Origin of the sequence: Streptomyces sp. NPDC056373 (assembly GCF_042262425.1) — a bacterium.
In the GTDB taxonomy this organism is placed as follows: Bacteria; Actinomycetota; Actinomycetes; order Streptomycetales; family Streptomycetaceae; genus Streptomyces.
The window spans coordinates 21,454-47,847 of the sequence record NZ_JBHJPX010000001.1; the positions used below are offsets into that span (position 1 = coordinate 21,454).

At 71.3% G+C, this 26,394-nt stretch carries 29 protein-coding genes; 13 read left to right on the plus strand and 16 right to left on the minus strand.

Annotation, left to right across the window (positions count from 1 at the left end; translation table 11 throughout):
- Nucleotides 1-239 precede the first annotated feature (239 nt).
- Complete coding sequence (locus ACFCXS_RS00095; RefSeq protein WP_376640329.1) at nt 240-1,139, plus strand: alpha/beta fold hydrolase; 900 nt, start codon at nt 240-242, stop codon at nt 1,137-1,139.
- Here ACFCXS_RS00095 and ACFCXS_RS00100 read toward each other — a convergent pair.
- Nucleotides 1,136-2,029 (minus strand): NYN domain-containing protein, encoded by an 894-nt coding sequence (locus tag ACFCXS_RS00100; protein WP_376640331.1) that lies wholly within the window; start codon nt 2,027-2,029, stop codon nt 1,136-1,138. The two genes, ACFCXS_RS00095 and ACFCXS_RS00100, sit on opposite strands and share 4 nt — an antisense overlap.
- 229 nt (nt 2,030-2,258) lie before the next feature.
- Here ACFCXS_RS00100 and ACFCXS_RS00105 point away from each other — a divergent pair, with 229 nt between their 5' ends.
- The 3 genes from ACFCXS_RS00105 to ACFCXS_RS00115 all read left to right on the plus strand — a co-directional run bounded on the left by ACFCXS_RS00105 (nt 2,259) and on the right by ACFCXS_RS00115 (nt 4,651).
- The gene (locus ACFCXS_RS00105; RefSeq protein WP_003992775.1) at nt 2,259-2,411 is read left to right on the plus strand and encodes a hypothetical protein; all 153 of its coding nucleotides are present in this window, start codon (nt 2,259-2,261) and stop codon (nt 2,409-2,411) included.
- A 134-nt stretch (nt 2,412-2,545) separates the two neighbouring features.
- Nucleotides 2,546-3,991: a trypsin-like serine peptidase gene (locus tag ACFCXS_RS00110; RefSeq protein WP_376640333.1), complete on the plus strand. Its 1,446-nt coding sequence runs from the start codon at nt 2,546-2,548 to the stop codon at nt 3,989-3,991.
- On the plus strand, nt 3,992-4,651 hold the full coding sequence (locus ACFCXS_RS00115) for a hypothetical protein (protein ID WP_376640335.1): 660 nt from the start codon (nt 3,992-3,994) through the stop codon (nt 4,649-4,651).
- Nucleotides 4,652-4,660: 9 nt separating this feature from the next.
- Here ACFCXS_RS00115 and ACFCXS_RS00120 read toward each other — a convergent pair whose 3' ends face one another.
- The 3 genes from ACFCXS_RS00120 to ACFCXS_RS00130 form a co-directional block, all read right to left on the minus strand.
- Nucleotides 4,661-5,266: a MarC family protein gene (locus tag ACFCXS_RS00120; protein WP_376640337.1), complete on the minus strand. Its 606-nt coding sequence runs from the start codon at nt 5,264-5,266 to the stop codon at nt 4,661-4,663.
- Between the two features lie 171 nt (nt 5,267-5,437).
- Entirely contained in the window at nt 5,438-6,298 is an 861-nt protein-coding gene (locus tag ACFCXS_RS00125; RefSeq protein ID WP_376640339.1) for a PHP domain-containing protein, read from the minus strand.
- 196 nt (nt 6,299-6,494) lie between these two features.
- A complete protein-coding gene (locus tag ACFCXS_RS00130; RefSeq protein WP_376640345.1) occupies nt 6,495-7,136 on the minus strand; it encodes a DUF6758 family protein in 642 nt (213 codons plus the stop codon).
- Nucleotides 7,137-7,296: 160 nt separating this feature from the next.
- Between ACFCXS_RS00130 and ACFCXS_RS00135 the strand changes: the two genes are divergently transcribed.
- A complete protein-coding gene (locus tag ACFCXS_RS00135) occupies nt 7,297-8,520 on the plus strand; it encodes an MFS transporter (protein ID WP_376640347.1) in 1,224 nt (407 codons plus the stop codon).
- A gap of 30 nt (nt 8,521-8,550) precedes the next feature.
- On the opposite strand, the gene ACFCXS_RS00140 is transcribed toward ACFCXS_RS00135, so the two are convergent.
- The gene (locus ACFCXS_RS00140) at nt 8,551-9,135 is read right to left on the minus strand and encodes a suppressor of fused domain protein (RefSeq protein WP_376640349.1); all 585 of its coding nucleotides are present in this window, start codon (nt 9,133-9,135) and stop codon (nt 8,551-8,553) included.
- Nucleotides 9,136-9,591: 456 nt separating this feature from the next.
- Between ACFCXS_RS00140 and ACFCXS_RS00145 the strand changes: the two genes are divergently transcribed.
- Nucleotides 9,592-10,707 carry a magnesium and cobalt transport protein CorA gene (locus tag ACFCXS_RS00145; protein ID WP_376640351.1) on the plus strand — a complete coding sequence of 372 codons (1,116 nt, stop codon included), beginning with the start codon at nt 9,592-9,594 and terminating at the stop codon, nt 10,705-10,707.
- A gap of 22 nt (nt 10,708-10,729) precedes the next feature.
- Nucleotides 10,730-11,242: a hypothetical protein gene (locus tag ACFCXS_RS00150; RefSeq protein ID WP_376640353.1), complete on the plus strand. Its 513-nt coding sequence runs from the start codon at nt 10,730-10,732 to the stop codon at nt 11,240-11,242.
- 4 nt (nt 11,243-11,246) lie between these two features.
- On the opposite strand, the gene ACFCXS_RS00155 is transcribed toward ACFCXS_RS00150, so the two are convergent.
- Complete coding sequence (locus tag ACFCXS_RS00155) at nt 11,247-12,002, minus strand: hypothetical protein (protein ID WP_376640355.1); 756 nt, start codon at nt 12,000-12,002, stop codon at nt 11,247-11,249.
- A 225-nt stretch (nt 12,003-12,227) separates the two neighbouring features.
- On the opposite strand from ACFCXS_RS00155, the gene ACFCXS_RS00160 reads away from it, so the two are divergent.
- From ACFCXS_RS00160 to ACFCXS_RS00170, 3 genes are read left to right on the plus strand one after another with little or no spacing between them, the layout of a single operon-like run.
- A complete protein-coding gene (locus ACFCXS_RS00160; RefSeq protein WP_376640357.1) occupies nt 12,228-13,511 on the plus strand; it encodes a magnesium transporter MgtE N-terminal domain-containing protein in 1,284 nt (427 codons plus the stop codon).
- Nucleotides 13,501-14,100, plus strand: coding sequence for a DUF1003 domain-containing protein (locus ACFCXS_RS00165; protein ID WP_352095780.1), 600 nt, complete (start codon nt 13,501-13,503; stop codon nt 14,098-14,100). The genes ACFCXS_RS00160 and ACFCXS_RS00165 overlap by 11 nt, the downstream gene beginning before the upstream one ends.
- 42 nt (nt 14,101-14,142) lie before the next feature.
- Nucleotides 14,143-15,276: an Mrp/NBP35 family ATP-binding protein gene (locus ACFCXS_RS00170; protein WP_376640359.1), complete on the plus strand. Its 1,134-nt coding sequence runs from the start codon at nt 14,143-14,145 to the stop codon at nt 15,274-15,276.
- A 135-nt stretch (nt 15,277-15,411) separates the two neighbouring features.
- Here the strand turns inward: ACFCXS_RS00170 and ACFCXS_RS00175 are convergent, their stop codons facing one another.
- The 5 genes from ACFCXS_RS00175 to sigE all read right to left on the minus strand — a co-directional run bounded on the left by ACFCXS_RS00175 (nt 15,412) and on the right by sigE (nt 20,975).
- Nucleotides 15,412-16,083 carry a hypothetical protein gene (locus ACFCXS_RS00175; protein ID WP_376640361.1) on the minus strand — a complete coding sequence of 224 codons (672 nt, stop codon included), beginning with the start codon at nt 16,081-16,083 and terminating at the stop codon, nt 15,412-15,414.
- Nucleotides 16,084-16,308: 225 nt separating this feature from the next.
- Entirely contained in the window at nt 16,309-16,758 is a 450-nt protein-coding gene (locus tag ACFCXS_RS00180) for a sec-independent translocase (RefSeq protein WP_376640363.1), read from the minus strand.
- 217 nt (nt 16,759-16,975) lie between these two features.
- Nucleotides 16,976-19,099: a trypsin-like peptidase domain-containing protein gene (locus ACFCXS_RS00185; RefSeq protein ID WP_376640364.1), complete on the minus strand. Its 2,124-nt coding sequence runs from the start codon at nt 19,097-19,099 to the stop codon at nt 16,976-16,978.
- Between the two features lie 134 nt (nt 19,100-19,233).
- Nucleotides 19,234-20,277, minus strand: coding sequence for a zf-HC2 domain-containing protein (locus ACFCXS_RS00190; protein ID WP_376640366.1), 1,044 nt, complete (start codon nt 20,275-20,277; stop codon nt 19,234-19,236).
- The gene (gene sigE / locus ACFCXS_RS00195; protein WP_104777543.1) at nt 20,274-20,975 is read right to left on the minus strand and encodes an RNA polymerase sigma factor SigE; all 702 of its coding nucleotides are present in this window, start codon (nt 20,973-20,975) and stop codon (nt 20,274-20,276) included. Before sigE ends, ACFCXS_RS00190 begins: the two co-directional genes overlap by 4 nt.
- A 235-nt stretch (nt 20,976-21,210) precedes the next feature.
- Between sigE and ACFCXS_RS00200 the strand changes: the two genes are divergently transcribed.
- Entirely contained in the window at nt 21,211-21,909 is a 699-nt protein-coding gene (locus ACFCXS_RS00200) for an O-methyltransferase (protein WP_269783204.1), read from the plus strand.
- Between the two features lie 127 nt (nt 21,910-22,036).
- Here the strand turns inward: ACFCXS_RS00200 and ACFCXS_RS00205 are convergent, their stop codons facing one another.
- Entirely contained in the window at nt 22,037-22,204 is a 168-nt protein-coding gene (locus tag ACFCXS_RS00205; RefSeq protein ID WP_003966491.1) for a DUF3117 domain-containing protein, read from the minus strand.
- A gap of 153 nt (nt 22,205-22,357) precedes the next feature.
- Complete coding sequence (locus tag ACFCXS_RS00210) at nt 22,358-22,522, minus strand: hypothetical protein (RefSeq protein WP_376640368.1); 165 nt, start codon at nt 22,520-22,522, stop codon at nt 22,358-22,360.
- A 66-nt stretch (nt 22,523-22,588) separates the two neighbouring features.
- Here ACFCXS_RS00210 and ACFCXS_RS00215 point away from each other — a divergent pair, with 66 nt between their 5' ends.
- Nucleotides 22,589-23,392, plus strand: coding sequence for an enoyl-CoA hydratase/isomerase family protein (locus ACFCXS_RS00215; RefSeq protein WP_376640370.1), 804 nt, complete (start codon nt 22,589-22,591; stop codon nt 23,390-23,392).
- A gap of 77 nt (nt 23,393-23,469) precedes the next feature.
- On the opposite strand, the gene ACFCXS_RS00220 is transcribed toward ACFCXS_RS00215, so the two are convergent.
- Together ACFCXS_RS00220 and ACFCXS_RS00225 are read right to left on the minus strand one after the other, a co-directional pair.
- A complete protein-coding gene (locus ACFCXS_RS00220) occupies nt 23,470-24,057 on the minus strand; it encodes a DNA-3-methyladenine glycosylase I (protein ID WP_376640372.1) in 588 nt (195 codons plus the stop codon).
- On the minus strand, nt 24,054-24,437 hold the full coding sequence (locus ACFCXS_RS00225; protein ID WP_376640374.1) for a DivIVA domain-containing protein: 384 nt from the start codon (nt 24,435-24,437) through the stop codon (nt 24,054-24,056). The genes ACFCXS_RS00220 and ACFCXS_RS00225 overlap by 4 nt, the downstream gene beginning before the upstream one ends.
- Nucleotides 24,438-24,582: 145 nt before the next feature.
- Here ACFCXS_RS00225 and folP point away from each other — a divergent pair, with 145 nt between their 5' ends.
- The gene (folP, locus tag ACFCXS_RS00230) at nt 24,583-25,443 is read left to right on the plus strand and encodes a dihydropteroate synthase (RefSeq protein WP_376640376.1); all 861 of its coding nucleotides are present in this window, start codon (nt 24,583-24,585) and stop codon (nt 25,441-25,443) included.
- 89 nt (nt 25,444-25,532) lie between these two features.
- Here folP and ACFCXS_RS00235 read toward each other — a convergent pair whose 3' ends face one another.
- A complete protein-coding gene (locus tag ACFCXS_RS00235) occupies nt 25,533-26,291 on the minus strand; it encodes a TIGR00730 family Rossman fold protein (protein ID WP_376640378.1) in 759 nt (252 codons plus the stop codon).
- Between the last annotated feature and the right edge of the window lie 103 nt (nt 26,292-26,394).

Genomic DNA, 26,394 nt, shown 5'->3' on the forward strand with positions numbered 1-26,394 from the left:
GGGCCGCCGACATTCACCCAAGCGGCAAGCCCGACCCCACCTCCCACGCCCCCGCGCACCTGCAACGGCCCGGCCCTCCTCCCCCGACAGGAAACCGGGCCGACGGCGTGTCCCAAGCAGCAAGCCCTGTGCCACCCCCACGCACCCACCAACGCCTGACACCCCCTCCACAACAGCCCCCAGGGCCTTCCCCTGTCCGCCCAGGGCGCACGCCGGGCCGCAGCCGCTACCCTCGCCCCGTGACCAGCCACCCCACCTTCCCCCCGCCCCCGGGCGCCCGTGCCTACCTTCTGCGCACTTCACGCGGCGAGTTCGCCGTCGTCGACTCGTCGCCGAAGGCGGGTGCGGAGGTCAGGGGAGCCGTCCTGATGCTGCCCGGGTTCACCGGGAGCAAGGAGGACTTCAGGCTGCTCCACGAGCCGCTCGCGGAGCGCGGGTACCGGGTCGTCGCCGTGGACGGGCGGGGGCAGCACGAGTCGGAGGGGCCGCTGGACGACGAGTCGGCCTACGCCCAGCGGGAACTGGCACGGGACGTGCTCGCGCAGGCCGGTGCGCTGGGCGAACCCGTGCACCTCGTGGGGCACTCGCTCGGCGGGCAGATCGCCCGTGCGGCCGTGCTGCTCGACCACTCCCCCTTCGTCTCGTTCACCCTGGTCTCGTCCGGCCCGGCGGAGATCTCCGTCTCCCAGCAGCAGCGCGTGAAGCTGCTGCGGGACGCGCTCGCCGTGCTGTCGATGACGCAGGTCTGGGAGGCCATCCAGGCCATGGGGCCGCCGGAGGAGGTCGGCGGGCCTGCTCGCGGTCTCGGTGACCAGGACCAGTTGCGCCGCCGCTGGCTGGGCCACAGCCCTGCGCAACTCCTCGCGACGGGGCGCCAGTTGTGCACCGAGCCGGACCGCGTGGCCGAACTCGCCGCCGTTCCGCTGCCGCTGCACGTGCTGTCGGGCGCACACGACGACACCTGGCCGGTGGCGATCCTCGACGACATGGCCCTGCGGCTGGACGCGCACCGCACGGTCGTCACGGGAGCCGAGCACTCCCCCAACGCCGACCGGCCGCTCCCGACGGCGCACGCCCTCGCCGACTTCTGGGACAGCCTCGGACAGGATCGGGGACCTGACGCTCCCGGGACGGCCTAGTACTGCGTCCGCAGGTGCTCCCAGAAGCCGTCCCGCAGCGCCCGCCGCAGGTCCGCCTGGCCGCGCAGCGAGTACTGCAGGAGGCCCTCCGCCTCCACGAGCAGGTCCTGGTCGACCGATCCCGGCAGGTACGGGTGCCCGGGCAGCAGCTCGACCAGGGTGTCCCGGCCGCGTGCCGCCAGCCATTTCGCCGCGATCTGCGCACCCACGAACCGCACGCCCTCGCGGGTGGGCCGTTCCGCCGCGGCCTCGTGGGAGGGGGCGGTGCGGCGGGAGACGTACGGCTTGAAGAAGTCGAGGTCGAGGGTGCGCTGGCTGTCGACCTCCCACAGCAGGGGCTCCGCCTGGTTGCGGCCCTCCGGCGCCTCGATGCCCCAGAGGTGGACCCGGGCGCCGTACCCCTGGGCCGCCTCCACCGCCGAGACGAGGTCCTCGTCGCCGCCGAGCAGGGCCGCGTCGCTGATGGCCCGGTGCCTGGCGAGGGACTCCAGGTCGGAGCGGATGAGTGAGTCGACGCCCTTCTGCTGGTTGTTGGCGTTGAGGTTGCCGAGCCGCACCTTGACGTCCGGCAGTTCCGCGATGGTCTGCTGTTCGGCCGTGTGGATGCGGCGCCGGGCGCCGTCGTACCAGTAGACCCGCAGCAGCCGGCTGTCCGCGAAGATCGTGCGGGCCTTGTCGATGAGCGCGTCGATCAGGCCTTCGGCGTCCACGTCGAAGGCGCGGCGGTCCTCCGTGCCGGCGACGAGGCGGCCGGCAGCGGCGTACAGATACCCGGCATCGACGAAGATCGCGTGGGTCGAAGGCGTCTTCGCCACCTCGGCGAGCATGCGGTGGAGCAGCTCGTTGGTGCGGTCGATGCGGGCGCTGAGGGCCGCGAGGTCGTCGTTCATCGCCTCCATTGTCCTGGCGGTCACGCTGCGAACACAACCGGTCCCGGTCGGTCCCGTAACAACACTCTTACGACTCAGTAATTAGTCGTTCGAAAAATTTCCTTAGCGTAGGGAATGTTTGAACCATGCAGCCCTGTTGACCCATAAGGAACACCGAGCGCCGCAGCCTGGTGGGCCACTCACTCAAGTAGTTCTCCTCAGGAGGATGACCAGACGAAGGGAGAAGCCCTTGCGCTTCGAAATCATGCGACTCGACGACGTCGACGGCACACCTGTGGACTCGACCGTTGTGGACGCCGCCTCCGTCAACCGCATCGTTCAGCAGGCCGCCGCCATCGGGCAGCGCCTCTGGATCCGCCCGGCCGAGACCACGGCCTCATAACGCGCGCACCTCTCCCACGCTTCACAGCCCCCGCCCGGCATCGGCCGTGCGGGGGCTGTGCTGTTGCGGACCTCCCTGGTCGGAGGCGTACTGGCTGAGGGGGCCGGCGCGAACTCGGAACAGGACGGTGGGACATGTCGGTGACGGACCGGTCACACAGGGAACTGCACCAGCAGGCCGCCGCCGAGGCCGCGCGGCGCTACGAGGACTCCACCGCGGAGCGCGAGCGGGTCGAGGGCCGGCTGGCGGCCGGGGTCCGCTTCCCGGACTCCCCCGACGCGCTGGCCGTCCGCGCCGACCGGATCCTCGACCGGGGCGGCCTGTCGCCCTCGGCGGTGGTGGCCGACATCCACCGCGAGGCCATGGAGCTGCCCGACGCCAACGAGCGGATCATCGACCTGTCCAACGAGCTCCAGGCCTGGAGCTTCCTGCCGCGCGGGGTCAGGGCCGGGGCCACGGTCGCCCGGATCACCCGGCGGCGCGACGGCCGCGAGCTGCCGCACGGCACCGGCTTCCTGGTCTCGCCGCGGCTGCTGATGACCAACCACCACGTCCTGCCCGACGAGAGCTTCGCCCGGACCTGCTTCGTGGAGTTCAACGCCCAGGTCACGGCGGACAACCTGCCCGACACCGTGGTCCGGATGGAGCTGGACCCGCAGTCCTTCTTCGCCGCGGACCGCGGCCTCGACTTCGCCCTCGTGGCGCTGGCTCCCACCGGGGAGGGCCCCGCGCCGGGCGAGACCTTCGGCTGGAACCGGCTGAGCGTGCAGACCGGCAAGCTGGTGCTGGGCGAGAAGGTGAACATCATCGGCCATCCCTCGGGGCGGCTGAAGGAGATCGCGTTGCGCGACAACGCGGTGCTGGTCCGCCTCGACGACTTCGTGCACTACACGACCGACACCGAACCGGGGAACTCCGGCTCCCCCGTCTTCAACGACCAGTGGGAGGTCGTGGCGCTGCACCACAGCGGCGTGCCGAAGAAGGACGACCAGGGCCGGGTCCTGCGCAAGGACGGCCGGCCCTGGCAGCAGGGCGACGGCGACGACGCCATCGAGTGGGTCGCCAACGAGGGCGTCCGGATCAGCTCGATCCTCAAGCACCTGGCCGGGCTGGAGCTCGACCCGGTTCGGCGTACCCTGCTGGCCGAGATGGGCCCGGACTCGGGCTTGGACCAGGCCATGTCCACGGCGCCGGTCCTCCCCGCGGCGGCCCCCGGAGCACCACCGGAGAGGACGGCCGCGGTGCCGGGCGTCACGGCCCCGCCCGTGCCCGGGGTGCGGGTGACGGTCCCCATGACCGAGAGCGAAACCGGTGCCGAGCGCCCCAGGGTCGGGCTCCGTGCCCGCAGTACCGCCTTCGGCGGCCACCGGCACCTGGTCTTCCTGCACGGCCGGGACCAGCAGAAGAAGTTCCCCGACGAACTCCGCCTGTCCTGGACGGCCGGCCTGAACCGCGGACTCACCCTCGCGTCCATGCCCACGCTCGACCCGCAGGACGTGTGGTTCCCCTTCTACGGCACGAGACTGCACGACCTCGTGAGCGGCAGGGAGAGCACGGCGGAACCCATCGGTCTCGACTAGGTGAGCGCCGCCGCTGCCGCGGAGGTGTTCGCCGCGGAGTCCCCCACGGGCTCCTACGAGCAGCTGCTCTACGAGGCGGCCGCCCGGGCCGGCATGCCCCGGAACGGGCCGACGGCCACGGAGGGGTTCGGTGCGGGCCTGGTCGGCGCGCTGCACCGGCCGCTGAGCTGGCTGGCCGCGCGGTCGGACCTGGACGAGTGGACCATCGCCACGTTCCTGCGGGACGTCGACCTGTACCTCGGTGACAGCGCCGTGCGGCAGGCGGTGCTGGACACCGTCATGGAGACGATGCCGACCAGCGGTGAGCTGGTGCTGGTCACGCACAGCCTGGGCACGGTCGTGGGCATGGACCTCCTGACCCGGATCCCCGACGCCCTGGACCCCGTCCTGCTGGTCACCGCTGGCAGTCCGCTCGGTCTGGACGGCGTCAACGAACGGCTCCTCACCCGGGGTCCGCACCAGCCGCCCCGGGTGCGTGACTGGGTGAACGTCTGGTGCCCCACCGACGCGGTGGCCATCGGCTGCCCTCTGGAGGACGAACGGTGGGGGAAGCTCACCCAGCCGCCCGTCTCCAACGGCCGCGACCACGCGCACAAGATCGAGGAGTACCTCGGCCACCCCGAGGCGGCCCAGGAGATCGGCGGCGTCCTGAGGCCGTGACGGGGATCGTCAGCTCTGCTGGATCACCTGCGTGACGCCGTTGATGATCTGCTGCACGGCGATCGCGGAGAGCATCATGCCGGCCAGACGGGTCACCAGGACCACACCGCCGTCCTTGATGAGGCGGATGATCACCAGCGAGTAGCGCATCACCAGCCACAGCACGACGTGGATGGCGAGGATGGCCGCCCACACGGACACCTGCGCGGCGACACTGTGGGCCTTCTGCACGGCGAGGATGACCGACACGATCGCCCCGGGTCCGGCCAGCAGCGGCATGCCCAGGGGGACCAGGGCGACGTTGACGTCCTTGGTCTGCTTCGGCTCGTCGGTCTTGCCGGTGAGCAGGTCCAGGGCGATCAGCAGGAGCAGCAGGCCGCCCGCGATCATCAGCGCGGGCACGGACACGTGCAGGTAGTTCAGGATCTGGTGCCCGAGGAGCCCGAACACGGTGATCACACCGCCGGCGACGCAGACGGCCTGGAAGGCCATCCGCTTCTGCACCTTGCCGGGCCGGCCGGCGGTGAGGGCGAGGAAGATCGGCGTGATCCCCGGGGGATCCATGATGACGAAGAGGGTGAGGAACAGGGAGCCGAAGACGGCGAGGTCGAACATGAGTGAGCCTTGCGCAGAGGGCTGCTGCCGAGCAGGCGTCGCGCAGGACGGGACGCGGGGCTCGGCGGGCAGCACCGGGTGAGAGAAGAGGAAAGGGACCCGCACGAGAAGCGGGCCTGCAGAACGAGGCTGCGGAACGGGCCTGGGGAACGGGCCCGGAGCAGGGAAACCTCAGGCGACCCCGCCGGCCCCCGGCACGGGAAACGCCCCGAAGGCCCGCCGCGTGATCTCGCCGTACACCTCGGGATCCGTCGTGTACTCCCCGAGCACGCAGGTCTTACGGCTGCCGTGGTAGTCCGAGGACCCGGTCACGAGCAGCCCGAGCTCCTTGGCCAGACCCCGCAGCCGCGCCCGGGTGTCCGCATCGTGGTCCATGTGGTCGACCTCGAGGCCGTCCAGCCCGGCCGTGGCCAGCTCGGCGATGGCGGCCTCCGGCACCGTGAGCCCCCGCTTGCTCGCCCCGGGGTGCGCGAACACCGCGACCCCGCCCGCGCCCTTGATCAGACGGATGGCCTCGAAGGGGTCGGTCTCGTGCTTCTCCACGAAGACCCGGCCGCCGTCGGCTAGCCAGTCCTGGGTGAAGGCGTCGTTCACGGTGGGCACGACACCCAGCTCGACGAGCGCGCTCGCCACGTGCGGGCGGCCGACGGATCCGTCACCGGCGATCCGTGCCACCTGTTCCCAGGTCACCGGCACGCCGAGTTCCTGGAGCTTGGCGATCATGCCCTGGGCGCGCGGTACCCGGTCGTCCCGGACCAGCTCCCGCTCGGCGAGCAGCGCCGGCTCCTCGGCGTCGAAGAGGTAGGCCAGCATGTGCATGCTGATGCCGTCGATCCGGCAGGAGAGCTCGGCCCCGGTCACCAGCGTGATGCCGTCGGGCAGCGCGGCGATCGCCTCGGCATGCCCGCGCGTGGTGTCGTGATCGGTGAGCGCGACGACGTCGAGCCCGGTCGCGGCGGCTTTGCGCACCAGCTCGGCGGGCGAGTCCGTGCCGTCGGAAGCGGTGGAGTGGGTGTGCAGATCGATGCGCACGACACGGACTCCAGACACGGGCGGCACGAACAGGGCTGCTCAAGGATAACCGCATTTTCAACGCCCGATGTCATACCTGCACGGGGCAAGCGCCCCCTACATGAACGCGTCCCCGAAGGGGCGCGGGGAACTGCGCGACCAGCCACAACCAGCCGGCAGCCGCCCATACCGTCGGACCAGCTCCCGCCGCCAGGCGCTACGGCTGAAGCAGGCGCGGCGACAACGCGCCGCACGGCACCAGCTCCACCTCGGCCCCCGCCTCCCGGAGATCCGCCAGCACCAGTTCGTCGTACATCAGCAGCCCGGACTGCTCGGGCCACACCACGGCCCACAGCCACATCCCGAGCGCCTCTCCCGCGAACACCGCCCGGTCGCCCGGCGCCCCGGCCACGTGCCACAGCGGTGTCGGGCGACCGGCCGCCAGCACCTTGGCCTGCGGCGGCTTCTCGACGTTCATGTGCGGTCCCGGGTCGGGACCGTCCATGCCCGCGTAGCGCGCCCCGAGTCCGACCCCGAGCTCCTCCGCCACCAGGATCAGCTCGCCCATCCCGCCGAGCGGCCCGGGTCCCGTGCAGGCCACGGCGGTCGCGCGGCCGCCGGTGCGGTCGTCCCCCGCACAGGCCACCCCCGTGAACAACCACCCCACCGGCAGCGGCCAGGGCATCCACAGCGGCACCCGGGTGCGGTGCACCACGACGTCGAGGGCGTCGACACTGGGCGGTATCACGGGCTGCACCGGATGAACGGTGCCGTGCACATCGCACTGCCACGAGTCGGAGAAGAGGCCGGGAGCCCTGACCCGGCCACCACACTTCGGGCAACTGGGTTCGCCCCTCATAGGGCCCCACGGTCCTACCCGCGCCCCGCCGCGTCAAGGACGATCACCCATCCGGACGGAACCCTTCACCAGCCACATTAGGTGTAACTTGCATTAATTAGCTTGGCTAACTTAGTATGTGCATATACCAACTATCTCGTCTCGGGAAAGGGAGCAAGCAATGGACCCCTTCGACGCCGGAGCGGGCGGCCTCCTGAAGCAGCCCAAGTCCGTATGGGCGACCGCCGGGGCCTCGGTCGTCGCCTTCATGGGCATCGGGCTCGTCGACCCGATCCTGCCGTCCATCGCCCAGGGTCTCGACGCCACGGCCGGCCAGGTCTCCCTGCTCTTCACCTCGTACTTCCTCATCACCGCCGTCGCGATGCTGGTGACCGGATTCGTCTCCAGCCGGATCGGCGGGAAGAAGACGCTGCTGCTCGGCCTCGCGTTCGTCGTGGTGTTCGCCGGGCTCGCGGGCACCTCCGGATCCGTCGGCGAACTGGTCGGCTTCCGGGCCGGATGGGGCCTCGGCAACGCACTGTTCGTCTCGACGGCCCTCGCGGTCATCGTCGGCGCCGCGGCCGGCGGCAGCTCCGCGGCGATCCTGCTCTACGAGTCGGCCCTCGGCCTCGGCATGGCCTGCGGCCCGCTGCTGGGCGCGCTGCTCGGCGACGCCAGCTGGCGCTACCCGTTCTTCGGCACCGCCTTCCTGATGGCCGTCGGCTTCCTGTGCATCACGGTGTTCCTGAAGGAACAGCCGAAGCCGGCCCGCAAGACCTCGCTGCTGGACCCGCTCAAGGCCCTCGGCCACGGCGGCCTCGCCTCCGCGGCGGTCTCGGCGTTCTTCTACAACTACACGTTCTTCACCGTGCTGGCCTTCACGCCGTTCGTGCTGAACATGAGCCCGTACCGGTCGGGCGCGGTGTTCTTCGCCTGGGGCGCGCTGCTCGCCGTCTTCTCGGTGATCGTCGCCCCGCGGCTCCAGAAGCGCTTCGGGTCGCTGAAGGTGCTCGGCGGTTCGCTGGTCCTGCTCGCGGCCGACGTGCTCGTGCTCGGCTACGGCTCGCACACGGTCGCCGTCGTCTGCACGATCCTGTCCGGCGCCTTCATCGGCGTGAACAACACCGTCTACACCGAACTGGCCCTCGGCGTCTCGGACGCGCCCCGGCCGGTGGCGAGCGCGGGCTACAACTTCGTGCGCTGGTTCGCGGCGGCGGCAGCCCCCTACTTCGCGCCGAAGATCGAGGAGTGGACCGACATCCACATCCCGTTCGTGGTGGCGGCGGTCACCGCGGTCGTGGGCGCGGCCGTGGTCGTCGTACGGCGCAAGGCCCTGACCCACGAAGCGGAGGAGCTGGAGCCGCGGCACGCGACCGAGGACGGTGTCGCCGTCTTCGCCAACTGAGGCCGCGCGGACGGAGTTTGGTGAGCTTCCTCACTCCAGCGGGACGGACTTCCGGGACGGATCCCGGAGGTCCGTCCCCTGGTTCAGCCACCGCTCCTGCAGCGCCTGCGCGCCGTGCACGCGCTTCCAGGCGGCCTCGTTCGGGGTCATCGGCAGCAGTGGCAGGAACCGCACGGGATCGAGCGGCTCGTCGAGCTCCAGATCCTCGACCAGACCGCCCGGCTCGGCGACCAGGACCGAGGTGAACGGGGCGCCGGGCCACAGCGGCTCACCGACGTCGAGGGACGCCCCGGGAGCCACCACCAGACCCTCCACCTGCGGAGACGCGGCGAGCACGGCGAGCGGCCGAAGCGCCTTGTCGGTGTCGGCGAGACCGGAGCGGACCGAGAGGACCAGCTCGGCGCGCGGGCCCTTGACCGGGTCGGCGACCACCGCCGTGGGATCCGTCATCGGGTGCGCGGACATGCCGAGCGAGGCGTAGCGGACGATGCCGCCCTCCTGGAAACGGAGCACCTCGATGCGGTCCGTTCCGAGGAAGGTGACCGCCGCGCGCGCGTCCGGTTCGCCCAGCGCGCTGCGCAACCGGGCTTCGACCAGAGGGAGAACATCTGCCATGCGGCGAGCATAGAACTCGCCAGTAGCGGGCAAAGCAGCACCTTGACAGTTGTGTCGGCTGCTACTCTTGCCCGGTGGTTCGGGGCAGCACGCAGAAGCGTCGCGATCAAGCCCCGACGCCGAAGGAACTCCCTTACGAGGGACCGGCCGGAGGAGGTGGGGCTGCAATGGATCGAAGTCGACCGTGCAGTAGCACCACGCTCTCCCGCCGCTGATGTAGCTGCTCCGTCTCTGGCTGCCACCTCTCGCACTCGCTTCACCGCGGAAGAGCGCTTCGTTTCGTTTTTCCTGATCTGCCTCAGTAGCTGAATCAGTGACGAAGCTCGCCACCGCGACGGTGCGGTGCTCCCCGCTTTGTGGACGTGCCAAACATCCGCAGTCACAACGTCCTCATTCCGGGTAGTTCCACCCGTCGTCTCCGGCGCCTTTCGTTGCCCGCCTGCGAAGGAGCCCGCCATGTCGATGATCCGCGACCTGCGCGCCGTGGTCCGCCCGTCCCGTGTCTCGCTGCGCAAGGACAGCGGCACCTACGACGCCACCCGCAGCCCGGCGACGGCCACCGCCGTCGTCGACTGCGCCGTCTACCGGGACGGCCGCCGCGTCGAGACCGAGACCGCCCTGACCCCGCACGAGGCGGTGCGTCTGGCGCGCCGCGACGGGGGCTTCGTGTGGATCGGCCTGCACGAGCCGACCGAGGCCGAATTCTCCGGCATCGCCGGTGAGTTCGGGCTGCACCCGCTGGCCGTGGAGGATGCCGTCCAGGCCCACCAGCGGCCCAAGCTGGAGCGCTACGACGACTCCCTGTTCACGGTGTTCAAGACCATCCACTACGTCGAGCACGACCAGCTCGACGCCAACAGCGAGGTCGTCGAGTCCGGCGAGGTCATGTGCTTCACCGGACGGGACTTCTTCATCACCGTCCGGCACGGCGGGCAGGGCTCCCTGCGCGCCCTCAGGCACCGCCTCCAGGACGACCCCGAGCTGCTCGCCAAGGGACCCTCGGCCGTGCTGCACGCCATCGCGGACCATGTCGTCGACGGGTACATCGCCGTGGCCGACGCGGTGCAGGACGACATCGACGAGGTCGAGACCGAGGTGTTCTCCCCGGGACGCAAAGGCTCCCCGCGCGGTTCGGACGCCGGCCGGATCTACCAACTCAAGCGCGAGGTGCTGGAGTTCAAGCGGGCCGTGTCGCCGCTGCTGCGGCCCATGCAGCTGCTGAGCGAGCGGCCGATGCGGCTGGTCGACCCCGACATCCAGAAGTACTTCCGGGACGTGGCCGACCACCTGGCCCGCGTCCAGGAGCAGGTCCTCGGCTTCGACGAGCTGCTCAACTCCATCCTCCAGGCCAACCTCGCGCAGGCCTCCGTCGCCCAGAACGAGGACATGCGCAAGATCACCTCGTGGGCCGCGATCATCGCCGTGCCGACCATGGTGTGCGGCGTGTACGGCATGAACTTCGACCACATGCCGGAGCTGCACTGGCGCTACGGCTATCCGGTGATCCTGGGCTTCACGGTGGTCGTCTGCCTCGGCATCCACCGCACGCTGAAGCGGAACGGATGGCTGTGAGCGGCCTGGTTAGGCTGGGACCATGACAAGCGAGCTGCTCGACCAGGCCCTCGTCGAGGAGGCCACGAAGAAGTCCGGCCTCGTCTGGGTCCAGGGCCCCGACGGCCCGGCGCGTGCGCTGTGGCACGTGTGGCACGAGGATGCCGCGTGCCTGGTGGGTGACGGGCCGGGCGAGCAGCCGCTGCCGGGTCTCGCCGACGGCGGCGAGGCGAAGGTGACGGTCCGCAGCAAGGACAAGGGCGGCCGGCTGGTCACCTGGACGGCGCGGGTCACGGAGCTCGCCCCGGGCTCGCAGGCGTGGGACGCCGCGGTCGCCGACCTCAAGGGCAAACGGCTGAACGCGTCCGACGGCGAGGCCATGACCGACCGCTGGGCCCGCGAGTGCCGGGTGCTGCGCCTGGAACCGACGGGGGCGACCGCGCCCCTGCCCGACGGCTCGCTGTCCGAGCCTCCCCTGCCGTCCCCGGCGATCACCCGCCGCCCGGTCCCGGCGGGACTGCCCCGCCTGCTGCTGAAGAAGCGCAAACGGACCTGACGGCCTAGGACGACGGCAGTTGCTTGCCGTAGTCCACCGTCTCGTTCCGCTCCGGCTTCCGGAGGGAGAAGTCCTCGCCCCAGCCGGAGAACGTGAGGGTGCCCGCCCCGCCGGCCCGCTCCAGGCGCAGCGGGTACGGCTTGCCCTCGAGGGAGACCTCCAGGGTGCCGCCGGAGCCCTTGTCACCGGTGACGCGGATGGTGCGGACGCCCGCCTCCTCGTCGTGGCCGTCCGTCGCGAGCGTCCCGTGCAGGGTCAGCAGACTGTCGAGGAGGAGCCTCTTGTCCGTGAAACCGCTGAACTTCTTGTACGCGGGGTCGCCCTGCGGCACCTTCACGTACTTGCCGCCGAGCTTGGAGGCCGCCGCGGCGTCCCCCTTGCCGCTGTCGCCCTTGCCGTCGCCGTGAGTCCAGAACTCGGCGTCCGCCTTGACGTAGAGCTGCTCGCCGATGCGCAGCAGTTTGAAGGTCCCGCCCTCGGAGGTGACCGAACCGTCGCCGCCGCCGTCCTTGAGCCGCACGTCGAGCGCGTAGGTCCGCCCGCCGCTGACGACGTTGCCGTGCATCCGGACCGCCCCGGCGGATTCGGCGACCGACCGGGTCTTGCCCTGGATCTTGGCGGCGGGAAGTCTGCCGACCCCGTTGGTGCCCTCGTTCGGATCCTCCGCACAGCCGGTGAGCACCGTTCCCGTCAAGAGCAGGGCGCATGTCGCGCTCGCGAGTGCGGCACGGCGGCCACGGCTCTGGCGAATCGGAGTCACAGGTGGGGCTGCCTCTCTGACGGGAGACCTGAACGGCGTACCGCAGGGTACCGGGGTCGTGCGGGCGGATCGGAGCCAGTCCGTCCGGACCGGCCGCCGACGCGCCACCGATCAGGACGGGCTAGCCTGAAGCCCACCCGAGCGGGCAATTCGGAAGACACAGGCACAAAAACAGCCACACGGACAGCCACCACGAACCACCCCGCACGAAAAGGAGCCGCGGCCATGGCAGCGGGCGCCCCCCGGATCTTCGTATCGCACCTCCAAGGTGTCGCCGTCTTCGACCCAGCCGGCGACCAGGTGGGGCGGGTACGTGATCTCGTCGTCATGCTGCGGGTGGGGCAGCGACCGCCGAGGCTGCTCGGCCTCGTCGTCGAACTCGCCACCCGCCGCCGTATCTTCCTGCCGATGACCCGGGTCACCGCCATCCAGTCCGGCCAGATCATCACCACCGGCGTGCTCAACGTGCGGCGTTTCGAGCAGCGGCCCACCGAGCGGCTGGTCTTCGGGGAGCTGCTGGACCGGCGGGTGACGCTCACCGAGACCGGTGAGGACGTCACCGTCCTCGATCTGTCGGTGCATCAGCTGCCGGCCCGCCGGGAGTGGGAGATCGACCGGGTCTTCGTCCGCAAGGGCAGGAAGGGCAGCGCCTTCCGGCGCGCCAAGGGCGAGGCGCTGACCGTCGAGTGGACCGCCGTCACCGGCTTCTCCCTGGAGGAGCAGGGGCAGGGCGCCGAGAGCCTGCTCGCCACGTTCGAGCAGCTGCGCCCGGCCGACCTGGCCAACGTCCTGCACCACCTCTCCTCCAAGCGCCGGGCGGAGGTCGCCGCCGCCCTCGACGACGACCGGCTCGCCGATGTGCTGGAGGAGCTGCCGGAGGACGACCAGATCGAGATCCTCGGCAAGCTGAAGGAGGAGCGCGCCGCCGACGTCCTGGAGGCCATGGACCCGGACGACGCGGCCGACCTGCTGGGCGAGCTGCCCACGGACGAGCAGGAGCGGCTGCTGAGCCTGATGCAGCCCGGCGACGCGGCCGACATGCGCCGCCTGATGTCGTACGAGGACCGCACGGCGGGCGGTCTGATGACCACCGAGCCGATCGTGCTGCGTCCGGACGCCACCGTCGCCGACGCCCTCGCCCGGGTCCGCAACGCCGACCTCTCCCCTGCCCTGGCCGCCCAGGTCTACGTCTGCCGGCCCCCCGACGAGACGCCGACCGGCAAGTACCTGGGCACGGTCCACTTCCAGCGTCTGCTGCGCGAGCCACCACCGTCCCTGGTCAGCTCCATCCTGGACAGCGACCTGCAGCCGCTCGACCCGGAGGCGCAGCTGCCCGCCATCGCGGGCTTCTTCGCCACGTACGACATGGTCGCGGCGCCCGTCGTCGACGAGGCCGGCTCGCTGCTGGGCGCGGTGACCGTGGACGACGTACTCGACCACATGCTCCCGGAGGACTGGCGGGAGACGGAGTTCCATCTGGACGAGGAGGTGGCGACCGATGGTTCCTGAGCGAGAGAGCCCCCGCGAACGCACGCCGGCCGGCGCCACGGCCGCATCCCGGCCCCGTACCACCCGCCTCGACCAGCCGCTGCCGCCCCGGCGCCGGTTCCTGCCCGAGTACGATCCGGAGGCCTTCGGGCGGCTGTCGGAGCGCATCGCGCGCTTCCTCGGCACCGGGCGGTTCATCGTCTGGATGACGGTGGTCATCATCCTGTGGGTGGTCTGGAACAGCCTCGCCCCCGGCCACCTGCGGTTCGACGAGTACCCGTTCATCTTCCTGACGCTGATGCTGTCCCTCCAGGCCTCCTACGCCGCCCCGCTGATTCTGCTCGCGCAGAACCGGCAGGACGACCGCGACCGGGTCAATCTGGAGCAGGACCGCAAGCAGAACGAGCGGTCGATCGCGGACACCGAGTACCTGACGCGCGAGATCGCCGCCCTGCGCATCGGCCTGGGCGAGGTCGCCACCCGCGACTGGATCCGCTCGGAGCTGCAGGACATGGTCAAGGAGATGGAGGAACGGCAGAACGGCCATCGTCACGACCCCGTCGTATTCCCGGCGGAACGGTCACGGGGACGTGACGCAGACGACCGCTGAGACGCTTTCCTACGCACCGGTACAGCGCCGTACCATCGTCCTATGGCTACGGAAGACGCGGTGCGCGAGGCACTGGCGACGGTGAACGACCCCGAGATCCACAAGCCCATCACCGAACTCGGGATGGTCAAGTCGGTGGAGATCGGCGCGGACGGGGCGGTCGAGGTCACCGTGTACCTCACGGTCTCGGGCTGCCCGATGCGGGAGACGATCACGCAGCGCGTGACCGACGCGGTCTCCGCGGTCGAGGGCGTCACCCGCGTCGACGTCACGCTCGACGTGATGAGCGACGAGCAGCGCAAGGAGCTGGCGTCCGCGCTGCGCGGCGGCCAGACCGAGCGCGAGGTGCCCTTCGCCAAGCCGGGCAGCCTGACCCGCGTCTACGCGGTCGCCTCCGGCAAGGGCGGCGTCGGCAAGTCCTCGGTGACGGTGAACCTGGCCGCGGCGATGGCGGCCGACGGCCTCAAGGTCGGTGTCGTCGACGCCGACATCTACGGCCACTCCGTGCCGCGCATGCTGGGCGCCGACGGCCGTCCCACCCAGGTCGAGAACATGATCATGCCGCCGTCGGCGAACGGCGTGAAGGTCATCTCGATCGGCATGTTCACCCCGGGCAACGCCCCGGTCGTCTGGCGCGGCCCGATGCTCCACCGCGCCCTCCAGCAGTTCCTCGCGGACGTCTACTGGGGCGACCTGGACGTGCTGCTGCTGGACCTGCCGCCCGGCACCGGTGACATCGCGATCTCCGTCGCGCAGCTGGTCCCGAACGCCGAGATCCTGGTCGTGACGACCCCGCAGCAGGCCGCGGCCGAGGTCGCCGAGCGCGCGGGCTCCATCGCCGTGCAGACCCACCAGAAGATCGTCGGCGTGGTCGAGAACATGTCCGGCCTGCCTTGCCCGCACTGCGACGAGATGGTCGACGTCTTCGGCACGGGTGGCGGTCAGACGGTCGCCGAGGGCCTGACCCGCACGACCGGCGCGAATGTCCCGGTCCTCGGCAGCATCCCGATCGACGTCCGCCTGCGCGAGGGCGGCGACGACGGCAAGCCGGTCGTCCTCACGGACCCCGACTCCCCGGCGGGCTCGGCCCTGCGGGCGATCGCGGGGAAGCTGGGCGGACGTCAGCGGGGCCTGTCGGGCCTGTCGCTGGGGATCACTCCGAGGAACAAGTTCTGATCTGACGCCGGTGGGGTCAGCGCCCCCTTCTTGGGGGCGCGGGGAACTGCGCGACCAGCCACAACGTGCCCCGGCCGCCCGCTGACAGGAGCCCTACGGCGATGGGGCGCCGAAAATCCCGGCGCCCCCAGGAACTCACGCGTAAGCGGCGATGTCCTTCACCACGGCGAAGCCGAGCCCATACGCGCTCATTCCCCTGCCGTACGCCCCGACGTGCACCCCCGCCGAGGTCGACCCGGCGAGCACCCACCCGAACTCGGACTCCCGGTAGTGGAACGCCGTCGGCACCCCGTCCACGGGGAGCGACAGCGTCGACCAGTCGGCCCCGTCCAGATCGTCCGCCAGCACCCACGCCGTCTCGGTCTGCTGCTCCAGCCAGTCGTCCCGCAGCGCGTGGTCCATCTGCCCGGGCCAGGTGAAGGACAGCAGTCCGACGCCCGCGAGCCACGCCGCGGAGGACACCGAGGTGGCCTCGAGGAGCCCCGTCCCGTCCGCCGTGCGCCGCGAGGGGTTCGCCGCCACGGTCACGACGACCGCGAACCTCTCCTTGGCGTCCTGATCGCCCCCGGCCGCATGCTCGTTGCGAATGGTGGGTTCGTCCCCGTGCCCGATCGACCCGTGTTCCACGGCCCCGTCGGCCGTCGTACCCACCTGCATCAGCCGGCGCGGTCCCGTGAAGGCCTCGTCCAGGCCGTACCAGGGGAAGGGCGCACGCAGGTAGTCGTCGACCGTACGCCGGGCGAAGGGGGCCTGTGGCGCACCCTCCGCGGCCGGCGTCTGCGCGACAGCCCGACTCGTCGTCTCCATGTGCCCGGACGCCTCCTCGCTCTAGTCGGACCGGTACGGCCCGCCCCCCTTCGGGCGTACTCGTACGGTCCGCACAACAACTCGGCAGCATAGCCACACCGCTGCGAGCAGCAGGGAAACCGCCCGGCGCGTGGGCCGCACGGGCGCCCCGTTCAGGCCGTACACAGCCCGACCGGAGTATGAAACGCGTCACGCACCCGGGGCGTACGCCCCTGGCGGTGTCCGTCAGGTGGCGTCCGCGTCGAAGGGCGGCCGGTCGTCCGGGGCGGACGTCTCGGGCTTCTTCGTCATGTCGATGCGGCCACCGGACGAACCGGCGGAGCCGGCGGACGACGCGGAGGACGTGTCGGAGTCACGGCTGTGGACGGCGTCGGTGACCTCGGCCATCTCCTTCTTCAGGTCGAAGCCGTTGCGGATCTCCTTGAGCCCCAGATCCTCGTTGTCCAGCTGCTTGCGGATGAACGTCTTGGGGTTGAGGTCCTCGAACTCGAAGTCCTTGAACTCCGGGCCGAGTTCCTCCCTGATGTCGTTCTTCGCGCTCTCCGAGAACTCACGGATCTTCCGGATCGTGCGCGTCACGTCCTGGATGACCTTGGGGAGCTTGTCCGGACCGAAGACGAGCACGGCAAGGACGATGAGCGTCACCAGCTCGAGTGGTCCTATGTCATTGAACACCTGAAGCTCCTAGCGATGTCCTCGGCCCTCGGCCCTCGTGGTCGGTGCGGGTCTTGCCGTGGTCCGGGCCGGATCCACGGTACCCGGCGATCCTGTCCGACCGGTACTGTCCCGGGACCTCCGAGTGCGGGAGGTGTGAGCGCTTTCCCGATTGTTTGCCTTGTCGGTCCGTTGTGAGGCCTGATGAGCGGCCCTCGCGGGGCCCGGACCTCATGTCTCAGCCATCCGACGATCCGAGGACGAGGGAGACCTTGCGCTCCTTGCCGCCGCGCTCGACGGTCAGCTCCAGCCGGTCGCCCGGGCGGTGTGCCCGGGTCTTGACGATCAGTTCCTCGCCGGAGTGCACCCGCGCGCCGTCGACCTCCGTGATGACGTCGCGCGACTTGATCCCCGCCCTGGCGCCCGGGCCGTTCGCCGTGACGGGCGGCCCGCCCTCGTTGCCCTCGGCGGCGACGCGGGCGCCGTCGCCCGTGTAGTCCATGTCCAGGGTGATGCCGATGACCGGGTGGGTGGCCTTCCCGGTGTTGATCAGCTCTTCGGCGACGCGCTTGCCCTGATTGATGGGTATGGCGAAGCCGAGGCCTATCGAACCCGACCGGGCGCTGTCCTGCGTGGAGCCACTGTCCGCCGAGCGGATGGCGGAGTTGATGCCGATGACCCGGGCCCGGGCGTCGAGCAGGGGCCCGCCGGAGTTGCCGGGGTTGATGGGCGCGTCGGTCTGCAGCGCGTCGACGTACGACACGTCGCTGCCGTCGCCCTTCTCGCCACCGGCCGTGATGGGCCGCTGCGTGGCGCTGATGATGCCGGAGGTGACCGTGCCGGCCAGGTCGAAGGGGGCGCCGATGGCCACGACCGGGTCCCCGACCTGCACGTTGTCCGAGTTGCCCAGCGGCAGCGGAGTGAGTCCGCCGACGCCCTTCACCTTCACGACGGCGAGGTCGTAGCCGCTGTCCCGGCCGACGACCTCGGCCTGCGCGGTCTGCCCTCCGTTGAACGTCACGGTGATCTCACCGCCGGATCCGGCGGGCTGCACCACGTGGTTGTTGGTGAGGATGTGCCCGCGGGTGTCGAGCACGAAGCCGGTGCCCGTGCCCTGCTCACCGGCGCCCCTGACATGCAGGGTGACCACGCTGGGCAGGGCCCGTCCGGCGATCCCGGCCACGCTGTCGGCGTCCCGCGCGGAGGTCTCCTTCCCGGCCTGCGGCAGCTCGACGCTCCCGACGCCCCCGTTGCGCTCCAGATACGTCCCTACGACGCCTCCGATGCCCCCGGAGACGAGCGCGAGCAGTACGGCACCGAGCACGAGGGACTTCCGGCCCCGCCTGCGCCGCTGCTCCGTGCTGAGCACGGCGGCGCCGTTCTGCTGGAAGGGCCCGTGTCCCCCGGCTCCACCGGGCGCCGCGACACCGTGGGCCGCCCAGGGGTCGTAGCGCTGCCAGGGGTCGGGGGAGGGTGTGGGGGCGGGTGCGGGTACGGGTGCGGGTGCGGCTGTCGGAGCACCACTGTGGACCGGCGCGGCCGACACCGGCGCGGGGCCGTTGAGGACGCCGGGGACACCGGCGGCACCAGCAGCACCAGCAGCACCAGCAGCACCAGCAGCACCAGCAGCACCAGCAGCACCAGCAGCACCAGCAGCACCAGGGTGGAGCATCTCTGCCGATGGATGAGCGGAAGGCGCGCAGTCGCCGGTGGCCGGGGCGGACGGTGCGCCGTGCGGCTCGGGCTGCGATGGGACAGCCGCGGTGCCCGGCACGGTCGGCTGCCCCGCTGTCGCCCCGCCCTGCGCGGGGATCGTCGCCGGGTGCTGGACGGGCGGCGCGGGCGCCCAGGGACCGGGTTCGCCGTAGGGCGGGGTGCTGTACGGGTCGGGGTCGTGCAGCGGCCGGGGGGCATCCTGCACCGGCCCGGCGGGTGAGGCGGGGGCGACGGGAACGTCCTGTTCGACGGGTACGGACGCGACAGCACCGGCAGCGCTGTCCGCCGCCCTCGATATCGACCCGTCCACGCCCTCACCGGGCTCCGCTGCTCCGGATTCCGGCCCGGCACTGCCGACGGCCGCCGCCCCGGCCTCCGACGCGGTCGGCTCTCCGGCGCTCTCGGTCGGAACGGCCTCGGGGCGCCGCAGTTCGTAGTCGCCGTCCGCATCGTGCCGAGGCGCGGGGCGGGGCAGCTCGAAGTCCCCGTCGGGGCTGGTCGGGGCCGGGGCCGTCACCGGCCCGTGCACACCGCTCTCCCCCGGGTCCTCCGCCACGACCTGGTCCGTACCCTCCGGCTCCCCCGCAGGGTCCTGCGGCCGTGGACGGCTCCACCACTTCGCCTTCGTGGGCTTCCCCTCGTTCATGCTCTCCCCACAGCCGCGGCACGGCTGGTCGCGATGGCCGCGGTTCCTACTCGAACCGGCGCCCGGCCACACCTCGGCCGCGGGCGACAACCCCCGGATTCAATCAGGTTCGCGGGCCGGTGCGCAGAGGCCGGTCAGTGAGCCGTCCGCGAGGAAGCAGGAGCGGAGGGGGACGAGGTCGGGTCCGCGAGGGGCACGGCGAGCAGCGGGGCCGTGATCTCGGGGACCGCGGACCACGAGGTCAGGGCGGCGGGAGTGGCCGCCTCGAGCGGACGTATCAACGGGGACATGACGGCGGCTCCGGCCACCACCGGGGCGGTCAGCGCGTGGAACGCGTGGTGCCGGGCGGTGGACGGCACTCCGGGCAGCAGCGGGGCTGAGACCTCGGTCGGGGCGACCGGGGAGCGGCCGAGCATGCTCTCGCCGTGCACCTGCCCGAGTTGCGGCGCCGTCCGGCGGCGCTGGGACTCGGGTGTCGTCGCGGCGCCGGTGCCCTGGGTGCGCATCGGTGTGACGTTGCTCCCTGTGCCCTGGCCACCGCGGGCCTCCGCGTCGACCGGGGTGCCGGTGGTGACGCCGCCCAGCGCGATCGCCGCCAGGGACACCGCACCGGCCGCCACGAACGCGAACCGGCGCCGCGAGGACGACCGGTCACCGTCGTGCCGGCCCACCTCGTGAATGCGGAAGCCCCGCTCCGAGGGCAGACCCCGGTGGCCGGGCAGCGGGCCGCCGGTGTCGGAGGGAAGGCCTGGGGTTCCGCCCGGGGACGCGGGCACCACGGGCAGGTGCGACCGGGACGGGGCGTACCCGAACTCGAACCGCTCGCCGCGCTTCACACCGAAGGCCCCGGACGATCCGAACCGCCCGGAGAGTCCGCCGGGCAGCCCTGCTCCGCCCGGCGGCGTGATCTCACCGTCCGGGCCGCCGCCCGCGGGTAGTCCCTGCAGGCGCGCCAGGAAACTCTCGGAGGGGGGCGGCGGGGCCGCCTCCGCGAAGACGTTCTTCAGCCGGCGCTGGGCGTCCACCTCCGCCTTGCACTTCGGGCAGGTGGCCACGTGCGCCAGTACGCGCTCGCGCGCGTCATGACCGAGCTCTCCGTCCACCAGGGCGGAGAGTCGGTCTCCCAGATGCTGCTCAGCGAGGTGACCCTCGGAGGCTTTCGGCCGAGATCCGCTCACGCGCTCGCGCCCCCTCCTCCCAGGGCGGGAACACGGGGCACGAAGGAGCGACGCTCGGCGCGCGCCTCCGGGGAGCGGTGCGCGAGAGCCTTGCGCAGCTGGGAGCGCCCGCGGTGGATCCGCGAGCGGACCGTGCCGAGCTTCACGCCGAGGGTCGCCGCGATCTCCTCGTACGACAGCCCTTCGATGTCGCACAGGACGACCGCGGCGCGGAACTCGGGGGCCAGGGTGTCGAGGGCCTGCTGGACGTCCGCGTCGAAGTGCGCGTCGTTGAAGATCTGCTGCGGCGTGGGCTCCTTGCTGGGCAGCCGCTCGGCCGCGTCCTCGCCGAGCGCGTCGAAGCGGATGCGCTGCTTGCGGCGGACCATGTCCAGGAAGAGGTTCGTGGTGATGCGGTGCAGCCAGCCCTCGAAGGTGCCCGGCGTGTAGGTCGACAGGGAGCGGAAGACGCGGACGAAGACCTCCTGCGTGAGGTCCTCCGCGTCGTGCTGGTTGCCGGTCAGACGGTAGGCGAGCCGGTAGACCCGGCCGCTGTGCGTGCTGACGATCTCCTCCCACGTGGGCGGAGTCCACGCCTGCCCGTCCGCGTCGGTGGTGAAGGTCGCGGTCTGGGCGAAGTCAGCGGCGTGACTGTGGTCAGCAGCGGTGTCGTTCACAGATGTCGGCCTGCCCGCCGGTCCGAGGAAGCGCCGGAGCACTCCCGCGCGAACCACAGGCGCAGCCGCACCTCCCCTGTCAGCTCTGGTGGTGTCCAGTGGAGCCCCTACCATAGCCACCTCGCCCGTTAGGACCGGATAAGTGGTTTTACGAGAATTTGATCTGGGCTGATACGCCTCGTACTGCTGCGTCGACCCTGGCTCGGTGCCCTGATCCACTGCCCGTCCCCCCGTCCCTACCCACGCCGCTCGCTCATCCCTTTAAACGACCGGTCCCATCTGCGGGTTCCCGTGCCCAACGGATACAGTCACGCCCAGGCATTCACGGGGACAGGAGAGGGTCATTACCGGCAACCGGCAGACGAGCTGGGCGTTCGCCGACGCCTATGTCGCCGAGGACGAAGCGCTGCACTGGGCCCGGGACCGCGCCCGTGAGGCAGGGCTGCGCTCGGTGACGCCCGGCACGGGCGCCGCGCTGCGGTTGCTGGCCGCGTCGGTCGACGCGAAAGCCGTCGCGGAGATCGGGACCGGCTGCGGCGTCTCCGGGATCCACCTCCTGCACGGTATGCGGCCCGACGGCGTTCTGACGACCGTGGACCCCGAGCCCGAGCACCAGCAGTTCGCCCGGCAGGCCTTCCGCGCCTCCGGCTTCGCCAGCAACCGGGCCCGCTTCATCCCGGGCCGCGCCCTGGACGTGCTGCCCCGCCTCGCGGACGCCGGATACGACCTGGTCTTCTGCGACGGTGACCGCCTGGAGGTCATGGACTACCTCGCGGAATCGTTGCGTCTGCTGCGCACCGGTGGGCTGGTCGTCTTCGAGGGCGCCTTCGCGAACGGCCGGACGGTGGACTCCGGTCCGCAGCCCACGGAGGTGCTGCGGCTGCGCGAACTGCTGCGCGCGGTACGCGAGAGCCAGGAGCTGGTGCCGTCGCTGCTGCCGGTGGGCGACGGGCTGCTGTGCGCGGTGAAACGCTAGCCGGGTCGCACGTTATCCGAGCGGGAGACGGGGCAGGCGAGTGTCACCGGCGGAAGAACACGGGAAAACAGCCGCCCCGGCATCGAGATGATGCCGGGGCAACTGAAAGGGTATGGTCGCTTGCGCGTCAGCCGACGACCTTCTTGAGGGCGTCGCCGAGCGCGTCGGCCTCGTCAGGGGTCAGCTCGACGACGAGCCGACCGCCGCCTTCGAGCGGAACGCGCATGACGATGCCCCGCCCCTCCTTGGTCACCTCGAGCGGGCCATCACCCGTTCGCGGCTTCATGGCCGCCATGCTCGTTCCCCTTCCTGAAACCCAGCTCATCGTCAAAGCCGACGGCCCCTGAGAAGGGCACACGTGCGGTCCTTGTGGCAGGACACGCGACACCGGCATCGAACACATTGCTTCCAAGCCATTATCCCGCATCTCAGGACCCGATGACCAACATCAGTCGGCATCGCTTGAGCAACGCACGCGAGCAAAACCACTCAATTCGGCGATGAGACTGCGATAGTCCGCCACCGCACACACTTCCGCCGAACCAATCCGGACAAGAATTGTTTGACGCAGGTCACACGTCCGGTCCGGCTCCCGGCTCGCGATCTCCGTCATGCTGTCCTGCAGACCCGGGGCGTACCGGCCGGTACGTCCCCGTTCCGCGACCGGAGGGGATACGCCATGGCCGACACCGTGCTCTACGAGGTGAGCGACGGACTCGCGACGATCACGCTGAACCGCCCGGAGGCGATGAACGCGCTGAACGTGGAGACCAAGGTCGCCCTGCGGGAGGCGGTCGAGTCGGCGGCGGGCGACGGCGCCGTGCGGGCGGTACTGCTGACCGCCGCCGGGGACCGGGCGTTCTGCGTCGGACAGGACCTCAAGGAGCACATCGGGCTGCTGGCCCAGGACCGGGAGACCGGCTCGGGGCAGACCATGAGTACGGTCCGGGAGCACTACAACCCGATCGTGCGGGCGCTGGCCGGGGCGGCGAAGCCGGTCGTCGCCGCCGTGAACGGGGTGGCGGCCGGGGCGGGCTTCGGCTTCGCCCTCGCCGCGGACTACCGGATCGTGGCGGACTCGGCGGCGTTCAACACCTCGTTCGCCGGGGTGGCGCTGACCGCCGACTCGGGGATCTCCTGGACGCTGCCGCGGGTGATCGGCCCCGGCCGCGCCGCCGATCTGCTGCTCTTCCCGCGGAGCATCGGCGCGCAGGAGGCGTACGAGCTGGGCATCGCCAACCGGCTGGTGCCGCCCGCAGAGCTGCGTACGGAGGCCGAGAAGGTGGCCCGGGCGCTGGCCGGGGGTCCGACGGTGGCGTACGCGGCGCTGAAGGAGTCGGTGGCGTACGGGCTGACGCACTCCCTGGAGGAGGCCCTGGAGAAGGAGGACGAGCTCCAGACCCGGGCCGGCTCCTCCGAGGACCACGCGATCGCGGTCCAGGCCTTCGTCAACAAGGAGAAGCCGAAGTACCTGGGCCGGTGAGTGCGAGGCCAGGAGCGGCTGCGGCCGTGCGTTGTCTGCGGCGCGTGGGGGGCTGGTCGCGCAGTTCCCCGCGCCCCTTACGGGGCGCTTCTGGCTACGCAGGTTTCCAGGTGATCGTCCACCAAGCCGCACGCCTGCATCAGGGCGTACGCGGTCGTCGGGCCGACGAAGCGCAGGCCCCGCTTCTTCAGGGCCTTGGACAGGGCCGTCGACTCCGGGGTGACCGGCGGGACGTCCGACAGGGTCTTGGGGACCGGGCGGCCGGCCGGGTCGGGGGCGTGGGACCAGATCAGTTCGTCCAGTTCGCCCGGGGCCCATTCGGACAGCGCACGCGCGTTGGCGAGGGTCGCGTCGATCTTGGCGCGGTTGCGGATGATGCCCGCGTCGGCCAGGAGGCGCTCGCGGTCCTCCTCGGTGAAGGCGGCCACCGAGGCGATCTTGAAGTCGGCGAAGGCGGCTCGGAAGCCGGGCCGGCGGCGCAGGATGGTGATCCACGACAGGCCGGACTGGAAGGCCTCCAGGCTGAGGCGCTCGAAGAGCGCGTCGTCGCCGTGGACGGGGCGGCCCCACTCCTCGTCGTGGTACGCGACGTACTCCGGGGCGGACAGGGCCCAGGGGCAGCGCAGCGCGCCGTCGGGGCCCGCCAGGGCGGTGCCGTCGCTCACGGCCGGTCCTCCCGCCTCGGCTTGTCCATGGAGACGTGGTTCTCCCCGGTTGCGGGCGCCGGCCCGTGGGCGGCGGACGACCGGGCGCCGGCCAGGGCGGACTCCAGGTCGGCGATGCGGGCGTCGCGCTCGGCGAGCTCGGCGCCCAGGCGGCTGAGGGCGTCGTCCACGTCCGCCATGCGGTAGCCGCGGGCGGCGAGCGGGAAGCGCAGGCCCTCCACGTCCGCGCGGTCCACCGGCCGGTCCGGGGGCAGCGGGTCCCGCAGCAGCTCGGGGGCGGCCTCGGGCAGCGGGCCGTTCTCGCCGCCGCCCACCACGGCGAGCGTCACCGCGGCGACCACGACGGCGAGCGCGACGACCAGGAACAGGAACATAACCATCGCGGGGCCCCCACGGTCGGATGCATCGGACGCCTGCGGGCGTCCTCCGAGTCTGATGTTGTCAGGCTCCGATCGTGCCATGCGAGTCCGGCGGTTAGGGTCGCAGGCGGCGGAAGACGGGACGTACCAGGGAAGGTCACAGGGGATGCTCAGGCTGGGCAAGCGGGAATTCGGACCACACGAGACGGTGATCATGGCGATCGTGAACCGCACCCCGGACTCCTTCTACGACCAGGGCGCCACCTTCCGCGACGAGCCGGCCCTCGCGCGGGTGGAGCAGGCGGTGGCCGACGGGGCCGCGATCATCGACATCGGCGGGGTCAAGGCCGGGCCGGGCGAGGAGGTCACGGCCGAGGAGGAGGTCCGGCGGACGGTCGGGTTCGTCGCGGAGGTGCGGCGGCGGTTCCCTGGCGTGATCATCAGCGTGGACACCTGGCGGGCCGAGGTCGGCGAGGCCGTGTGCGCGGCCGGGGCCGATCTGCTGAACGACGCGTGGGGCGGGGTCGACCCGGGGCTGGCGGAGGTCGCCGCGCGCCATCGGGTGGGGCTGGTGTGCACCCACGCCGGCGGAGCGGAGCCGCGGACGCGGCCGCACCGGATCGAGTACGACGACGTCATGGCGGACATCCTGGACGTGACGGTCGGCCTGGCCGAGCGGGCCCTCGCGCTTGGGGTGCCACGGGAGTCGATCATGATCGACCCGGGGCACGACTTCGGGAAGAACACCCGGCACAGCCTGGAGGCGACGCGGCGGCTTGAGGAGATGGTGGCCACGGGGTGGCCGGTGCTGGTGTCGCTGTCCAACAAGGACTTCGTCGGGGAGACGCTGGACCGGCCGGTGAAGGAGCGGGTCGTGGGGACGCTGGCGACGACCGCGGTGTCCGCGTGGCTGGGGGCGCAGGTGTACCGGGTGCACGAGGTCGCCGAGACGCGGCAGGTGCTGGACATGGTCTCGGCGATCGCGGGGCACCGGGGTCCTGCCGTCGCCCGGCGGGGGCTGGCCTAGCCCGGGTACCAGGGGGCTCCGCCCCCTGGGCCCCCAGATCCCATGCCCGCCTGCAGCCCGAAGCGGTCGGGCACCAAGCCCGACTCGCCTTACCTGCCCGCCTCCTTCGACACCAGCGCCACCGCCTCGTCCACGTCGTCCGTCACGTGGAACAGCAGGAGGTCCTTCTCCCCCGCCTTGCCCTGGGCGATCACCGTGTCGCGCAGCCAGTTCACCAGGCCGCCCCAGTAGTCGGTGCCGAAGAGGACGATCGGGAACTGGGTGACCTTCTGGGTCTGGACCAGGGTGAGGGCCTCGAAGAGCTCGTCGAGGGTGCCGAGTCCGCCGGGCAGGACGACGAAGCCCTGGGCGTACTTGACGAACATCATCTTCCGGACGAAGAAGTAGCGGAAGTTCAGGCCGATGTCGACGTACGGGTTCAGACCCTGTTCGAAGGGCAGCTCGATGCCGAGGCCGACGGAGATGCCCTTCGCCTCGAGGGCGCCCTTGTTGGCCGCCTCCATCGCGCCCGGGCCGCCGCCCGTGATGACCGCGAAGCCCGCGTCGACCAGACCCCGGCCCAGTCTGACGCCGGCCTCGTACTCGGGGGAGTCCGCCGGGGTCCGGGCCGAGCCGAACACGCTGATCGCGGGAGGAAGTTCCGCGAGGGTGCCGAAGCCCTCGATGAACTCCGACTGGATGCGCAGCACGCGCCACGGGTCGGTGTGGACCCAGTCGGAGGGTCCGCCCGCGTCCAGCAGCTGCTGGTCGGTCGTACTGGCCTGCACCTGGTCCCGCCTGCGGAGGACCGGGCCCAGGCGCTTCTCCTCCGGCGGCTGCTTCTTCCCCTCGGGGTTGCCGGTCGCCATGTGCGCTCCCTCCGTCGTGCCTGTCTTTCCACCTCAGCGTAGATCTACGCGGGTTACGAACGAGGGACGTGAGCATGTCCGCGATGGAGCGCCGTAAACACGA

What these genes read in the sequence shown, in the direction of transcription:
- ACFCXS_RS00165 (WP_352095780.1), top strand. Translation starts at nt 13,501, where the DNA reads ATGGTTCCTGAGCGAGAGAGCCCCCGCGAACGCACGCCGGCCGGCGCC.
- ACFCXS_RS00135 (WP_376640347.1), top strand. Translation starts at nt 7,297, where the DNA reads ATGGACCCCTTCGACGCCGGAGCGGGCGGCCTCCTGAAGCAGCCCAAG.
- ACFCXS_RS00140 (WP_376640349.1), bottom strand. Translation starts at nt 9,135, where the DNA reads ATGGCAGATGTTCTCCCTCTGGTCGAAGCCCGGTTGCGCAGCGCGCTG.
- ACFCXS_RS00210 (WP_376640368.1), bottom strand. Translation starts at nt 22,522, where the DNA reads ATGACGGAGATCGCGAGCCGGGAGCCGGACCGGACGTGTGACCTGCGT.
- ACFCXS_RS00170 (WP_376640359.1), top strand. Translation starts at nt 14,143, where the DNA reads ATGGCTACGGAAGACGCGGTGCGCGAGGCACTGGCGACGGTGAACGAC.
- ACFCXS_RS00100 (WP_376640331.1), bottom strand. Translation starts at nt 2,029, where the DNA reads ATGAACGACGACCTCGCGGCCCTCAGCGCCCGCATCGACCGCACCAAC.
- ACFCXS_RS00225 (WP_376640374.1), bottom strand. Translation starts at nt 24,437, where the DNA reads ATGGTTATGTTCCTGTTCCTGGTCGTCGCGCTCGCCGTCGTGGTCGCC.
- ACFCXS_RS00235 (WP_376640378.1), bottom strand. Translation starts at nt 26,291, where the DNA reads ATGGCGACCGGCAACCCCGAGGGGAAGAAGCAGCCGCCGGAGGAGAAG.
- ACFCXS_RS00205 (WP_003966491.1), bottom strand. Translation starts at nt 22,204, where the DNA reads ATGGCGGCCATGAAGCCGCGAACGGGTGATGGCCCGCTCGAGGTGACC.
- ACFCXS_RS00130 (WP_376640345.1), bottom strand. Translation starts at nt 7,136, where the DNA reads ATGAGGGGCGAACCCAGTTGCCCGAAGTGTGGTGGCCGGGTCAGGGCT.
- ACFCXS_RS00175 (WP_376640361.1), bottom strand. Translation starts at nt 16,083, where the DNA reads ATGGAGACGACGAGTCGGGCTGTCGCGCAGACGCCGGCCGCGGAGGGT.
- ACFCXS_RS00110 (WP_376640333.1), top strand. Translation starts at nt 2,546, where the DNA reads ATGTCGGTGACGGACCGGTCACACAGGGAACTGCACCAGCAGGCCGCC.
- ACFCXS_RS00120 (WP_376640337.1), bottom strand. Translation starts at nt 5,266, where the DNA reads ATGTTCGACCTCGCCGTCTTCGGCTCCCTGTTCCTCACCCTCTTCGTC.
- ACFCXS_RS00145 (WP_376640351.1), top strand. Translation starts at nt 9,592, where the DNA reads ATGTCGATGATCCGCGACCTGCGCGCCGTGGTCCGCCCGTCCCGTGTC.
- ACFCXS_RS00215 (WP_376640370.1), top strand. Translation starts at nt 22,589, where the DNA reads ATGGCCGACACCGTGCTCTACGAGGTGAGCGACGGACTCGCGACGATC.
- ACFCXS_RS00150 (WP_376640353.1), top strand. Translation starts at nt 10,730, where the DNA reads ATGACAAGCGAGCTGCTCGACCAGGCCCTCGTCGAGGAGGCCACGAAG.
- folP (WP_376640376.1), top strand. Translation starts at nt 24,583, where the DNA reads ATGCTCAGGCTGGGCAAGCGGGAATTCGGACCACACGAGACGGTGATC.
- ACFCXS_RS00185 (WP_376640364.1), bottom strand. Translation starts at nt 19,099, where the DNA reads ATGAACGAGGGGAAGCCCACGAAGGCGAAGTGGTGGAGCCGTCCACGG.
- ACFCXS_RS00160 (WP_376640357.1), top strand. Translation starts at nt 12,228, where the DNA reads ATGGCAGCGGGCGCCCCCCGGATCTTCGTATCGCACCTCCAAGGTGTC.